Below are 12,559 nucleotides of genomic sequence, written 5' to 3' on the forward strand. Positions count from 1 at the left end.
CGCTTTGTCGGCCTGAATCACCCTGTTGCCGTAGCGGAAGTCTCGCTGGCCTTCGCCAAAAGGCCAGCTTCCGCCCCGTTGCGTTGCGGCAGGGGCTGGCGTACCAATTTCATAACAACAAGGCTTCAGGCCAAAGGGGCGGGCAGCGACCCGTCCCACGAGGGAACCTCCAGGAGAACATCAACGATGAAGCGCCGTCAGTTCCTTGCCGCCGCCGGTTCCGGCGCGGTCGCGTCCGCCGCGCTTGCCGCTCCCGCCATCGCCCAGTCCGCGCCCGAGATCAAATGGCGCCTCGCCTCGAGCTTTCCGAAGTCGCTGGACACCATCTATGGCGGCGCCGAGGTGATGTCGAAGATGGTTTCGGAGCTGACCGACGGCAAGTTCCAGATCCAGGTCTTCGCCGCCGGCGAGCTCGTCCCCGGCCTGCAGGTGCTGGATGCGGTGCAGAACAACACCGTGGAGATGTGCCACACCGTCTCCTATTACTTCGTCGGCAAGGATCCGACCTTCGCGGTCGCGGCCTCGGTGCCGTTCGGGCTCAATGCCCGCCAGCAGAACGCCTGGCTCTACCAGAATGGCGGCATCGAGCTGTTCAACGATTTCTTCAAGAAATACAACGTCTACGGCCTGCCCTGCGGCAATACCGGCACCCAGATGGGCGGCTGGTTCTCCAAGGAGATCAAGACAGTCGCCGATCTCAACGGGCTGAAGATGCGCATTGGCGGCATCGCCGGTCAGGTGCTCGCCAAGCTCGGCGCGGTGCCCCAGCAGATCGCCGGTGGCGACATCTATCCCGCGCTGGAGAAGGGCACCATCGACGGCGCCGAGTGGGTCGGGCCCTATGACGACGAGAAGCTTGGTTTCTACAAGGTCGCCAAGTTCTATTATTATCCCGGCTGGTGGGAGGGCGGCCCCTCCATTCACGCCTTCACCAATCTCGAGAAGTTCAACAGCCTGCCGAAGAGCTATCAGGCGGCGCTGATCGCGGGGACGACCTACGCCAACACCATCATGCAGGCGCGCTACGACGTGCAGAACCCGCCGGCCATCAAGCGGCTGGTGGCCAACGGCACCCAGCTCCGCCCCTATCCCACCGAAGTGATGGAAGCCTGCCTGAAGGCGACCAACCAGCTCTGGGGCGAGATTTCCGCGCAGAATGCCGACTTCAAGAAGGTGATCGACACCATGCAGGCGTTCCGCAACGAGGAAAACCTGTGGTGGCAGGTAGCGGAATACACCTTCGACAGCTTCCAGATCCGCACCCGTCCGCGCGGCTGAGGCGAGGCCGACGATCCGACGCCGCGGGTTCGTCTCCGACCCCGCGGCGTTTGTCTTTACGGTGTCGGAGGCCGGTACCCGGGCCGGACGCCGCGCGCGGCGCGGGCGTCAGATATAGAGCGGCGCCATCCGCCGCCAGGAGCCGGCGCGATGGGCCCGGCCGTCCCAGACGTGCAAGCGGTGGTCGACGCCCTTTTCGGCCAGCGTCCGGCTGAGGTGGCGGTTGTTGTCCAGGAACGGGTCGGCATTGCCGATCGTCAGCACGATGTCGAGCTGGCGCAGCTTCTGCAGTTCGTGGTGGCAGCTCAGCCGCGGCAGGAAATGCGACGGCATGTGGAAGTAGACCTGCTCGTCGTAATGGCCGTCGAGCAGGTCGGTGAAGTGCTCGACCTGCATCGTGAGGTCGTAGCGGCCGGAGAACGCCACCAGCTTGCGGAACAGATGCGGGTGGCGGAAGCCGAGGCTGGCGGCCTGGAAGGCGCCGAGGCTGCACCCGTGCAGGATCACGCAGTCGTTCGGGTTCTTCTCGGCCATGAGCGGCAGCACCTCGTGCAGCACATAGCTTTCGAAGGCGGCATGGCGTTGCAGCCGCTCGGCGGGAGGACGGTGGCGGGCGTAGAACGATTCGCCGGCCAGCCCGTCGATGCAGTAGAGCTGCAACTGGCCGGCGTGGAGCTTCGGCGCGAGGCTCGCGACGATGCCGAGCTGTTCATATTCCCAGAAGCGGCCGTCGCGGGTGGGGAACATCAGCACCTTGGCTCCGGCGTGGCCGAATACCAGTAGCTCCATATCCCGGCCGAGCCGCGGGCTGTACCAGCGCAGATATTCCCGATTCATAATTGCCCGAAAAACCGTCTGACTGTCGCGCGAAGCGCTTCATGTTGCGCTGCACTTCCGGGATAGTCGACATGTCCTGCGTCCAGAATGACGGTTTCGTTAAACTTCGGCGACGCGTTGGCGATGGCGAACTGGCAGGGCGGGGCTACCGCCGGGTCGAACAGCGCCACCGCGATCAGCATCGGCACCTCGAAGCGGGTTGCGGCGACCGCCGCGTCGTAGAGGCGTAGCGTCTCCATCACCCGGCCGTGCCGCGCTTCGTAGTTCTGCACGGCCCGCGCGCTGCCGGTGCTGGGCAGCCGCAGCCGCAGCGGCTGGTCGCCGAAGGTGGGCAGGGCGAGATGGCCGCGCCGGATGCGCGGATCGAACGCGCAGCCAAAGGCGCCGATGCCGCCGCCGAAGCTGATCCCGCTATAGCCGATCCGCCCGTCCAGCCAGGGATAGAGCACGAGAAGGGTCGATACGGCGATCCACAGATCCTCCACGCAGCCGCCGATGATGTAGGCGTCGGGCTTGTCGATGTCGTGCAGCACGTGCCACGCCGGGTCGGACGAGATCGGCGGTGCCGCGCTGAGAGAAAGGCCGCGGAAGCAGGGGAACAGCAGCGCGGTGTTTTCCACCGGCAGGTCGAAATCCGGTGCCGTGCGCCCGCCATAGCCATGGCCCACCACCAGTCCGCGCTGCACTTCGCCGGCGCGCGGCAGCAGCATCCAGCCGCGGATGGTGAAGCCGCCGGTCGAGCGGTAGCTGATGTCGAAAACATGCCAGTCGGGATGGTCGAGACGGCTGCGGCTCATCACGGGGTGGGGGTCGACGGCGCGGGCGCGTGTGTGCCGCCCTTTCCAGAATGCGTCGAAATCCGGTGGCGCCTCGGGAGGCTGCACCGCGCGCAGCGCGTCGAGGGTCATGCCGTAGGTCGGATCGAAGCCGAAGCAATGCTGGGTCGGAACGCTCATGAAGGCTTTGTGTCGCAGGAACGCGCTACCCCGCAAGGCCGGTACGTCGAAAGCCACAGCCGGGAGCGGCCGCAAAATCGCGCGCGGGCGGCATCCGTAATTGCCCTTGCCGCCGGGCTGTTGCAAACATCGCGCCCATTCGCAGGGAAGGCGCCGCGCATCCGCGGTCGCGTGGCGATGGGAGAGGCTTCGTCATGAAACGCCGCGATCTTCTCGGAGCCGCCGGTCTCGCGCTTGCCGGCGGCGCCGTTGCCGCGCCGGCCGTCGCCCAATCCCAGCCGGAGGTGCGCTGGCGTCTCACCTCCAGCGTGCCCAGGGTGCTCGACACCATCTGGGGGGCGAACGAGCTGATGGCGCAGTACCTCAGCGAGGCGACGGACGGGCGCTTCTCGCTGCAGATTTTCGCCGCCGGCGAGGTGGTGCCGGGGCTGCAGGCGCTGGATGCGGTGCAGAACGGCACGGTCGAGGTCGCCCAGACCCCGCTTTACTACTATATCGGCAAGGACCCGACCTTCGCCTGCTTCACCGCCATGCCGTTCGGGCTGAACGCGCGCCAGCAGAATGCGTGGTTCTACCAGGGTGGCGGGCGTGCCCTGCAGGACGAGTTCCTCGCGAAATACGGCGTCATCGGGCTGCTCGGCGGCAATACCGGCACCCAGATGGGCGGCTGGTTCCGCCGCGAGATGAAGGAGACCACGGATTTCCGTGGGCTCAAGTTCCGCATCGGCGGCATTGCGGGCCGCGTCATGGCCAAGCTCGGCGCCGTGCCCCAGCAGATCGCCCCCGGCGACGTCTATGCCGCGCTGGAAAAGGGCACCATCGACGCCTGCGAATGGGTCGGCCCCTATGACGACGAGAAGCTCGGCTTCGTGCGCGTGGCGCCCTATTACTACTATCCCGGCTGGTGGGATGGCGGCCCCACCATGCATGTCGTCGTCAACAAGGCGAAGTGGGAGGGCCTGCCGAAGGCCTACCGCGCCCTTTTCGAGGCGGCGGCGGCCTATGCCAATGCCGACATGCTGGCGAAATACGATGCCCGCAACCCGGCCGCGCTGCGCCGGCTGGTGGCGCAGGGCGCCCAGCTCCGCGCCTTTCCCCAGGGCTTCATGGACGACGCCTACACCGCCACCACCCAGCTCTACGCCGAGATCAGCGCCGAGAACGCCGGGTTCCGCAAGGTGGTGGAGGCGATGCTGGCGTTCCGCAACGAAGAGTATCTGTGGTGGCAGGTCGGGGAATATCCCTATGACGGCTACATGATCCGCGCCCGCTCCCGCGGCTGAGACCCCGCACGGGCCGAGAACGCGGCGCCCGACCGCGACCTGAAAGGAAACGTCATGACCCATTCCCCCGAGCGCCGCAGCCTGCTGCGCGGCGCTGGCCTTGCCGCCGCGGCGACGGTGGTCGCGTCCCCCGCCATCGCGCAGTCCGCCCCGAAGCTGCGCTGGCGGCTGACGTCGAGCTACCCGAAGTCGCTGGACACCATCTACGGTTCCAGCGTGCTGCTGGCGAAATATGTGAGCGAGGCGACCGACGGCCAGTTCCAGATCGACGTCTTCGCCCCCGGCGAGCTGGTGCCGGGCCTGCAGGCCTTCGACGCGGTGCAGAACGGGACGGTGGAGCTGGCCCAGACCGCGCTCTACTACTACATCGGCAAGGATCCCTCCTTCGCGCCGTTCACGACGCTGCCCTTCGGGCTCAACGCCCGCCAGCAGACCGCGTGGCTCTATCACGGCGGCGGCCTGAAGCTGCAGAACGACTTCCTCGCGAAATACGACGTCATCGGCTTTGCCGGCGGCAATACGGGCGCGCAGATGGGGGGCTGGTTCCGCAAGGAGATCAAGGGGCTCGACGACCTCAAGGGCCTCAAGATGCGGCTGCCCGGCCTCGCCGGTCAGGTGCTGGCGCGCCACGGGCTGGTGCCGCAGAATCTCGCCGGCGGCGACATCTATCCCGCGCTGGAGAAGGGGACGATCGACGCCGCCGAATTCGTCGGTCCCGTGGACGACGAGAAGCTCGGCTTCGTCCGGGTGGCGCCCTATTACTATTATCCCGGCTGGTGGGAGGGTGGCCCCACCATCCATTTCATCGTCGGCCTGAAGGCGTGGAACGCGCTGCCCAAGAGCTACCAGGCGGTGTTCACGGCCGCCTCGGCCTATGCCAATGCCGACATGCTGGCGAAGTACGACGCCGGCAATCCTCCCGCGCTGCGCCGCCTCGTCGCCGCGGGCGCGCAGCTTCGCGCCTTCCCCGCGCCGGTCATGGACGCGGCCTATGCCACCACCGCCGAGCTGCTGGGAGGAATCGCCGCGAGCAATGCCGGCTTCAAGGCCATCTACGACTCGATGCTGGCGTTCCGCAACGAGGAGTATCTGTGGTGGCAGGTCGGGGAATATCCCTATGACGGCTACATGATCCGCGCCCGCACGCGGAACTGAGGGGCTCAGGCCTCGCCGCTCCGGCCGGGCACCGCCACTGGCGCGAGCGAGGCCCGCCGCTCCGCGCGGCGGCTGTGGAGGACGGAGACGCCGGCGGCCACCACCAGCGCCATGCCGGCCAGCGAGACGAGATCGGGCACCTGCCCGAACAGGATCAGGCCGGCCAGCACCGCGAAGGGCACGGTGGCGTAGCGGAAGGGAGAGACCACCGCCGGGTCCGAGCCGCGAAACGCCGCCACGGCGAGGAAGTGGCCCACCACGAGGGTGAGGGCGGCGAAGGCGGTGAGCGCCAGCACCGGGCCGTCGAGCGGGCGCCAGTCCTCGAATCCGCTGCCGAGGAATCCCAGCGTCATGCCGCACAGTATGGTGACGATGGTCACGACCAGCGTCGGCACATGCGCGGCGATCCGCCCGGTGACGAAATCGCGGAAGGCCACCAGCGCCGCCGAGCCGAGCGGTAGCAGGGCGGCGAGGGTGAAGGTGCCGGCTCCCGGCTTGATGACCAGCATGACCCCGGTGAAACCCGCCGCCACGGCGAGCCAGCGCCTCCCCCCGACCCGTGCGCCGGCGACCAGCGCGGCTAGGGCGAGCGTCAGAAGGGGCGTGATCTGGAAGATGGCGGAGGCATCCGCCAGCGAGAGCGAGCCGAGCGCGGTGACATAAAGCAGCGTGCTGATCGCCTCGGCGATGGAGCGCGTCAGAACGCGGCGGTCGAGGGCGTGCTTCAGCCCGGCCTGCTCCCCTCGCAGCCGAAGGAAGCCCAGCAGCATCGCGGCGGAGAAGGTGCCCCGCACCGCCATCAGCTCGGTCGGCGGCATGTGCGGCGCCAGCAGCTTGGAACAGGCATCCGTCAGGGTGAAGACGGCGCAGGCGGCAAGCATCAGGGCAATGCCGCGGTTGGTGACGCGATGGTCGTGCATGGGGCGTTCACGAGGAGGGCGGCGCGGGCTCGCGCGTCTTCAGGCGAGGGGTCCGGTTCGCCTCAAGCGCGCGAGCCGGCAAAGCCCGTCGCGCGTTCCGCCGAGCCGGTGTTCGCGCAACGCTTTAGCCGATCCGCCGGCGCGCCGCTCGCTTCGTCGTGAGACAACGCGTGCCGCGGCGATCAACAATTCTCACAGCGTGCTTCACCGCCCGTGAGATCGGGCCCATCGGCGGGAACGAGGCCACCGTCGCGCCGCTCCAGCGCCTGTGACGCGAGGGCGACGCCGAGCGCGGCGACGGCAATGGCGGCGCCCACCCAGGCAAGGTCATCATAGCCGAGGCCGAAGGTCAGGGCCGCCCCACCGATCCACGCGCCGGTCGCGTTGCCAAGGTTGAAGGCGCCCTGATTGAGGGTTGAGGCAAGATTCGGCGCACCCACCGCGCTGTCGACCACCCGGGTCTGGATCGGGGCCACCACCGCGAAGACGAGGATGCCCCACACGAAGACGGTGGCGATGGCCAGCGCCTCGAACGGGCTGGTGAAGACCAGCACCGCCAGCACCGCCGCCAGCCCCACGAAGATGCCGATCAGCGAGGGCATCAGTTTCCAGTCGGCGAGGCGGCCCCCGAGAATGTTGCCGATGGTGATTCCCACGCCGAACAGCAGCAGCACCACCGTCACCGCATGCGGCGTCAGCCCCGTAACGTCGCGGAGCAGTGGAGCGATGTAGGTGAAGACGGTGAAGAGGCTCGCCGAGGACAGCACGCTCATCGCCATCGCGAGCAGCACCTGCGGCCTCTTCATCACCGCGAACTCACGGATGATGTTGCCGGACTGGTGCGGGATCGCCCGCGGCAGCCACAGCGCGATTCCCGCGACCGCGATCAGCCCGATGACGACCACGGCCCAGAAGGTCGAGCGCCAGCCCGCCGCCTGTCCCAGCGCGGTGCCCAGCGGCACACCCAGCACATTGGCGATGGTGAGGCCGGCGAACATCAGCGCGATAGCGCTTGCCCGCTGCGTCGGCGGCACGAGGCTCGCGGCGACGACCGCGCCGATGCCGAAGAAGGCGCCGTGGCAGAAGGCGGTCACGACCCGCGCCGCCATCAGGGTCCAGTAGTCCGGCGCGATGGCGCAGAGCAGGTTGCCAAGCACGAAGGTGCTGGCGAGGCCGAGCAGCGTCGCCTTGCGCGGCAGCGAGTTGGTGATGATGGCGACGATCGGCGCCCCGATCACCACGCCCATGGCATAGCCGGTGACCAGAAGCCCCGCTGCCGGAATGGTGATGCCAAGATCGGCTGCCACCTCGGGCAACAGCCCCATAATGACGAATTCCGTGGTGCCGATGCCAAAAGAGGCCATGGCGAGGGCGATCAGCGGAAGCTGCATGGCGCCGGTCCGTAACGTTAGCGATCAAAGGAATCAGCGCGGAATGTGCCGGTGTCGCTGCGTTGCAGCAAGTCCGTTCCGCGCGCGGCAGCCATGCACAGGCCACCCCTTCGCCGGGCCCGCGAGAGAGGACGGCGCTGCCGGGTCGGGTTCCTCAAGCTTGGCCGACGGGGGTCAGCCGCCGGTCACGCTCATGTGCCGGCGCAGCGCCGGCGGGCGGCCAGGACGGTCGATCACGAAGTCGTGACCCTTCGGCTTGCGGAAGATGGCCTCGTCCAGAGCCGCCTGCAGCGCCTCGTCGCTCTCGGAGGCGCGCAGCGGCGCCCGGAGGTCGGCGGCGTCGTCCTGGCCGAGGCACATATAGAGGGTGCCGGTGCAGGTGACCCGCACACGGTTGCAGCCCTCGCAGAAATTATGCGTCAGCGGGGTGATGAAGCCGAGCCGGCCGCCGGTCTCGGCGACACGCACGTAACGGGCGGGGCCGCCGGTGCGGTAGGGTATATCCTCCAGCGTCCAGCGCTGCGCCAGCCCCGCGCGCACCTCGGACAGGGGGAGATACTGGTCGAGCCGCTCGGCCCCGGTCTCGCCCAGCGGCATTACCTCGATCAGCGACACATCCATGCCGCGGCCATGCGCCCAGGCGATGAGATCGGGAATCTCATGCTCGTTGTCGCCACGCAGCGCAACGGCATTGAGCTTCACCTTGAGCCCGGCGTTCTGGGCGGCGTCGATGCCGGCCAGCACCTTGCCGAGGTCGCCCCAGCGGGTGAGGGCGCGGAACCGGTCCGGGTCCAGCGTGTCCAGCGAGACATTGATGCGCTCGACCCCGCAGGCCTTCAGATCGGCGGCGAAACGGGCAAGCTGCGAGCCGTTGGTGGTCAGGGTCAGCTCTTCCAGGGCGCCGCTTTCCAGATGCCGGCCGAGCGAGCGGAACAGCGTCATCACGTCGCGCCGCACCAGCGGCTCGCCGCCGGTGAGGCGCAGCTTGCGCACGCCGCGGGCGACGAAGGCGGAACAGAGACGGTCGAGCTCCTCGAGCGTGAGCAGTTCCGGCTTGGGCAGGAACGTCATGTGCTCGGCCATGCAGTAGACGCAGCGGAAATCGCACCGGTCGGTCACCGAGACGCGCAGATAGGTCACCGCCCGGCCGAACGTATCCACCAGCGGCAGCCGCGGGGCGCCGAGCTGGGCGTCATCGAAGGTCGGATAGGCGTTGCGCATCGCATCATCTTTCGCTGCGCCGCACGCAAGCGCGCGGCATCATTAAAGAATTTCTAGACGTGCGTTCCCGGCCTGCCAAGCTGCAAGGCCCTATCGGTCGATAGCCAGAGCCGTTCGCCGGGTCACGAGCGTGCGAGGGGGCAAAGGACGGTGTCGGCGGGAGACCCGTCACTCTCAGTCGCGCCGCGGACGCGCGGCTCTCTTGGCGGTGAGGCCACCTCTGTCTATGTGGGGAGTCTGACCGCGAGGAGAAGAGCCGTGACCGACGCCTGGCCGACCGAAATCCGCCTGCACAAGGACCGCCGAACGCTCTCCGTCGCTTTCGACGACGGTCGGGCCTATGATCTGCCGGCCGAATATCTGCGGGTGGAAAGCCCCTCGGCGGAAGTGCAGGGCCATTCGCCGGCGGACCGCCAGCTCGTCGCCGGTAAGCGCGAGGTCCGCATCCAGGAAGTCATCCCGGTCGGGCACTACGCCGTGCGCCTGATCTTCGACGATACCCACTCCACGGGCATCTTCACCTGGGACACCTTCCGCACGCTGGGCGAGGAGCAGGCCGAGCGGTGGAAGCGCTACCTGCAGGAGCTGGCGGCGAAGAATCTTTCCCGCGATGCCGCCGGCGCCGCCCGCCACCACTGAGGCGGAGGGCGCGCCGCGGCCGCCGGTTCAGTTCAGCACGATTACCTTGGTGCCGACCTTCACGCGCGCGTAGAGGTCCTCGACATCCTCGTTGGTCATGCGGAAGCAGCCGGAGGAGACCGCCTGCCCGATGGTCTCCGGCTCGTTGGAGCCGTGGATGCGGTACCACGAGCTGCCGAGATACATGGCGCGCGCGCCCAGCGGGTTGTCGATGCCGCCGGGCATGTAGCGCGGCAGGTCGGGACGGCGCTTCAGCATGGGCGGCGGCGGGGTCCATCCCGGCCATTCCGCCTTGCGGGTGATGGTCTTCACGCCCGACCAGCGGAAGCCGTCGCGGCCGACGCCGATGCCGTATTTCAGCGCGGTGCCGTCGGGCTGAACCAGATAGAGCCGCCGCTCGCTGGTGCGGATGACGATGGTGCCGGGAGCGTAATTGCCCTCGAACGCCACCACCTGGCGCGGGATCGGCGAACTGGCATAGGCGCCCGAGCGGGGGCCGTTGCCGAAATCGGAGGGCCGCCCGAAGAACGGGAACACCGAATCGATGGCCATGGCCGGCGCCACGCCGGCGGCGGTGATGGCCGCCAGCAGCGCGCCGCGGACGAGAAGATCGGTCAGTCTCATTCCAAGCCCCAACGCTTACAGCCGGCCATGGCTCGTCACGGCCGGCGTCACAGCCGTCTGTCCGCAGGTGCCGCGAGGGTCTCGCCGCGGGCATGTCGGGACCGACGGTATTACGGGGCAGTATAGCCCGATACGACGAACAAAGTGTTGATGCCGCTGCGTCTGGCCCAGCGGCGCATTGTTCGCCGTCGGCGCGAGCCGGACGTCAGTCGTTCCAGAGGCCGAACTCGGTCCACTTTTCCTTGGGTATCACCGCGCCCACCTTGTAGTGAAAATCGACCACGCTCATGTGGTTGCCGCTGAGGGTGCAGGAATAGCTGAAGCGGTACCACTGGCCTTCGCGGCGAAGCGCGCCGCCTTCCCCGCTGGCCTTGTTGCCGTTCAGCTTGGGCTCGGAGATCGCGTCGATCAGCACCCGGTCCGTATGGCGCCACTGGGAATCGCCGGAGAGGGCCTTCATCGCGCCGAGGTCGCAAACCTGGGTCACGAGTTCAGTCGGATCGAGCTTTTCGAGGCTCTTCTCCAGTTTCTCGCTGACCTCGGCCTGTGCGGCGGCGAGCGGTGCGAGGCAAAAACCGGCGAGAAGGAGAGCGGCGAGCGGGCGGCGACGCATTGGACCGTTCCTCGAATCAGACAATGGCGCCCCATGGGTTCTGCGTGGCGAAAAGGGCCGCGACGTCGTGGCGTCGGCCGGATCGGTCGCCTGCCTGACCATGGCACCGTGGTGAGATTATGATGAGGCCAACGTGTTGCGACCCCGTTACCACCCCACCAGCCGGTTGACGATCGCGCCCAGCCCGACCGCCGCGCCGAGGGCGATGACGAAGGCGAAAACGATGGCCCGGCGCGCTTCCCGTTGCACCCGCAGCGGCGCCACTTCCCGGTGCAGCCGGGCCCCCGCAGCGGCCATCGCCTCCTCCGCCGAGCTGTGCACGCGAACGCCCTCGGCCAGAATCATCAGGTTTTCCGGGAGACCGAAATCCTCGATCAGATTGCCGTCGCCGTCGCGCCCCCCTGTACCCCCGGGCGCGACGCGATCCGCCAGCGGGCGGGTGTCGGCCGACCAGAGGAATACCGGCAGGCCCCTGGCCTGCGCATAGCCCAGTTCCCACGCCGTTCCGGGGTCCATGTGCGGGCCGCGGAACGGGGTGATGTTGGCGACCACGGCCTCGCAGCCGTCGAGCAGAGCTATGCAGTTGGCCCGGATCGCGGCGGCGCCCTGCGGGGCGCTGCCCGGATGTGCGAGGTCGAGCGGGTAAACGCCAACCGCGCCATGTTCGGTGCACAGTGCCTTGAGCCGCTCGCCTTCGGCTGCGGCATCGGGACGGAAAACCTCCGGCCCGGCGAGATAGATGCGTGGAAGCGACATGTGGCACGCCCTTCTGCGGGGAGGGCGGGGCCGATGGTGGGCGATGCAGGGATTGAACCTGCGACCCCTCCCGTGTGAAGGGAGTGCTCTCCCGCTGAGCTAATCGCCCGCCGACCATCAAGGTGCGCGGATTTAGTGTGTCAGACCGAGCGGTGTCAAGCGCGCTCCACCGCGCTATCCGCAAGCAATCGCTCCACCGCCGCCGGCAGATGGTCGAAATGCTCCAGCAGCACGTCGCCGCCGAGCTCGTGGGCCGGGGTGTCGGTGTAGCCGAACGGCACCACGATGACCGGCACCCGGGCGTTACGGGCGGTGAGCACGTCGGTCATGCTGTCGCCGACCATGACCGCGCGGGTTGGCAGGCCGCCGGCCTGGGCGATGGTCTCCAGCAGATGCCGCGCGTCGGGCTTGTGGGCGCCGTAGGTGTCGGCGCCGGCGATCACCGCGAAGCGGTCCTTCAGGCCGAGCCGTTCCAGCAGCATCACCGAGAGATATTCCAGCTTGTTGGTGCACACGGCGAGCACGTGGCCCTGCGCCGTGAGGGTATCCAGCGCCGCCACGAGGCCGGGGAAAGGCCGGGAGACATCGGCGATATGGGCGGCGTAATGCTCGAGGAAGCGGGCATAGAGCTTGTCCGCGGCCGGGGCGTCCAGTTCGATGCCGGCGGCCGCGAGGCCGCGCTGGACCAGCGCGCGGGCGCCGGCGCCGATCATCTTGCGGGTGTCTTCGCGCGGCAGGCGGGCGGCGCCCGCCTCGTCGAGCACCACGTCCAGCGTGTCGAGCAGGTCGGGCGCGGTATCGACCAGCGTACCGTCGAGGTCGAAGGCGATGACCGCCGGGTGGGACGAGCGATGCGGGGCGTCGGACATGGTCTCTCCTTGCAGCG

The 12,559-nt window shown here is 68.1% G+C and carries 13 protein-coding genes and 1 tRNA gene; 4 read left to right on the forward strand and 10 right to left on the reverse strand.

What is annotated here, in order from left to right; translation table 11 throughout:
* Positions 1–186 precede the first annotated feature (186 nt).
* Positions 187–1,278 carry a TRAP transporter substrate-binding protein gene (locus KHC27_RS20335; protein ID WP_213341687.1) on the forward strand — a complete coding sequence of 364 codons (1,092 nt, stop codon included), beginning with the start codon at positions 187–189 and terminating at the stop codon, positions 1,276–1,278.
* Between the two features lie 108 nt (positions 1,279–1,386).
* On the opposite strand, the gene KHC27_RS20340 is transcribed toward KHC27_RS20335, so the two are convergent.
* Positions 1,387–2,115, reverse strand: a complete 729-nt coding sequence (locus KHC27_RS20340) for an esterase family protein (RefSeq protein ID WP_213341689.1) — start codon at positions 2,113–2,115, stop codon at positions 1,387–1,389.
* Positions 2,112–3,071 (reverse strand): acetylxylan esterase, encoded by a 960-nt coding sequence (locus KHC27_RS20345; protein ID WP_213341846.1) that lies wholly within the window; start codon positions 3,069–3,071, stop codon positions 2,112–2,114. The genes KHC27_RS20340 and KHC27_RS20345 overlap by 4 nt, the downstream gene beginning before the upstream one ends.
* 194 nt (positions 3,072–3,265) lie before the next feature.
* Here KHC27_RS20345 and KHC27_RS20350 point away from each other — a divergent pair, with 194 nt between their 5' ends.
* Together KHC27_RS20350 and KHC27_RS20355 are read left to right on the forward strand one after the other, a co-directional pair.
* The gene (locus tag KHC27_RS20350) at positions 3,266–4,354 is read left to right on the forward strand and encodes a TRAP transporter substrate-binding protein (RefSeq protein WP_213341691.1); all 1,089 of its coding nucleotides are present in this window, start codon (positions 3,266–3,268) and stop codon (positions 4,352–4,354) included.
* 54 nt (positions 4,355–4,408) lie between these two features.
* Positions 4,409–5,509, forward strand: a complete 1,101-nt coding sequence (locus tag KHC27_RS20355) for a TRAP transporter substrate-binding protein (RefSeq protein ID WP_213341693.1) — start codon at positions 4,409–4,411, stop codon at positions 5,507–5,509.
* 5 nt (positions 5,510–5,514) lie between these two features.
* Here KHC27_RS20355 and KHC27_RS20360 read toward each other — a convergent pair whose 3' ends face one another.
* From KHC27_RS20360 to moaA, 3 genes are all read right to left on the reverse strand, one after another.
* Complete coding sequence (locus KHC27_RS20360; RefSeq protein ID WP_213341695.1) at positions 5,515–6,429, reverse strand: DMT family transporter; 915 nt, start codon at positions 6,427–6,429, stop codon at positions 5,515–5,517.
* Positions 6,430–6,611: 182 nt separating this feature from the next.
* Positions 6,612–7,820: an MFS transporter gene (locus tag KHC27_RS20365; protein ID WP_213341697.1), complete on the reverse strand. Its 1,209-nt coding sequence runs from the start codon at positions 7,818–7,820 to the stop codon at positions 6,612–6,614.
* A 174-nt stretch (positions 7,821–7,994) separates the two neighbouring features.
* Positions 7,995–9,041, reverse strand: a complete 1,047-nt coding sequence (gene moaA, locus KHC27_RS20370) for a GTP 3',8-cyclase MoaA (RefSeq protein WP_213341699.1) — start codon at positions 9,039–9,041, stop codon at positions 7,995–7,997.
* A gap of 258 nt (positions 9,042–9,299) precedes the next feature.
* Here moaA and KHC27_RS20375 point away from each other — a divergent pair, with 258 nt between their 5' ends.
* Positions 9,300–9,680: a gamma-butyrobetaine hydroxylase family protein gene (locus KHC27_RS20375; RefSeq protein WP_213341701.1), complete on the forward strand. Its 381-nt coding sequence runs from the start codon at positions 9,300–9,302 to the stop codon at positions 9,678–9,680.
* Between the two features lie 27 nt (positions 9,681–9,707).
* On the opposite strand, the gene KHC27_RS20380 is transcribed toward KHC27_RS20375, so the two are convergent.
* The 5 genes from KHC27_RS20380 to gph form a co-directional block, all read right to left on the reverse strand.
* Positions 9,708–10,304, reverse strand: coding sequence for a L,D-transpeptidase (locus tag KHC27_RS20380; RefSeq protein WP_246520156.1), 597 nt, complete (start codon positions 10,302–10,304; stop codon positions 9,708–9,710).
* A gap of 205 nt (positions 10,305–10,509) precedes the next feature.
* Positions 10,510–10,917: a DUF930 domain-containing protein gene (locus tag KHC27_RS20385; protein WP_213341703.1), complete on the reverse strand. Its 408-nt coding sequence runs from the start codon at positions 10,915–10,917 to the stop codon at positions 10,510–10,512.
* Between the two features lie 147 nt (positions 10,918–11,064).
* On the reverse strand, positions 11,065–11,673 hold the full coding sequence (locus KHC27_RS20390; RefSeq protein WP_213341705.1) for a nucleoside 2-deoxyribosyltransferase: 609 nt from the start codon (positions 11,671–11,673) through the stop codon (positions 11,065–11,067).
* Between the two features lie 34 nt (positions 11,674–11,707).
* A tRNA-Val gene (locus KHC27_RS20395) sits at positions 11,708–11,782 on the reverse strand.
* Positions 11,783–11,828: 46 nt separating this feature from the next.
* A complete protein-coding gene (gene gph, locus KHC27_RS20400) occupies positions 11,829–12,542 on the reverse strand; it encodes a phosphoglycolate phosphatase (protein WP_213341707.1) in 714 nt (237 codons plus the stop codon).
* Positions 12,543–12,559 lie beyond the last annotated feature (17 nt).

It is taken from the genome of Ancylobacter lacus, assembly GCF_018390635.1.
In the GTDB taxonomy this organism is placed as follows: domain Bacteria; phylum Pseudomonadota; class Alphaproteobacteria; order Rhizobiales; family Xanthobacteraceae; genus Ancylobacter; species Ancylobacter lacus.

Coding starts and splice junctions, on each gene's coding strand:
- KHC27_RS20335 (WP_213341687.1), top strand. CDS start 187: ATGAAGCGCCGTCAGTTCCTTGCCGCCGCCGGTTCCGGCGCGGTCGCG.
- KHC27_RS20340 (WP_213341689.1), bottom strand. CDS start 2,115: ATGAATCGGGAATATCTGCGCTGGTACAGCCCGCGGCTCGGCCGGGAT.
- KHC27_RS20345 (WP_213341846.1), bottom strand. CDS start 3,071: ATGAGCGTTCCGACCCAGCATTGCTTCGGCTTCGATCCGACCTACGGC.
- KHC27_RS20350 (WP_213341691.1), top strand. CDS start 3,266: ATGAAACGCCGCGATCTTCTCGGAGCCGCCGGTCTCGCGCTTGCCGGC.
- KHC27_RS20355 (WP_213341693.1), top strand. CDS start 4,409: ATGACCCATTCCCCCGAGCGCCGCAGCCTGCTGCGCGGCGCTGGCCTT.
- KHC27_RS20360 (WP_213341695.1), bottom strand. CDS start 6,429: ATGCACGACCATCGCGTCACCAACCGCGGCATTGCCCTGATGCTTGCC.
- KHC27_RS20365 (WP_213341697.1), bottom strand. CDS start 7,820: ATGCAGCTTCCGCTGATCGCCCTCGCCATGGCCTCTTTTGGCATCGGC.
- moaA (WP_213341699.1), bottom strand. CDS start 9,041: ATGCGCAACGCCTATCCGACCTTCGATGACGCCCAGCTCGGCGCCCCG.
- KHC27_RS20380 (WP_246520156.1), bottom strand. CDS start 10,304: ATGAGACTGACCGATCTTCTCGTCCGCGGCGCGCTGCTGGCGGCCATC.
- KHC27_RS20385 (WP_213341703.1), bottom strand. CDS start 10,917: ATGCGTCGCCGCCCGCTCGCCGCTCTCCTTCTCGCCGGTTTTTGCCTC.
- KHC27_RS20390 (WP_213341705.1), bottom strand. CDS start 11,673: ATGTCGCTTCCACGCATCTATCTCGCCGGGCCGGAGGTTTTCCGTCCC.
- gph (WP_213341707.1), bottom strand. CDS start 12,542: ATGTCCGACGCCCCGCATCGCTCGTCCCACCCGGCGGTCATCGCCTTC.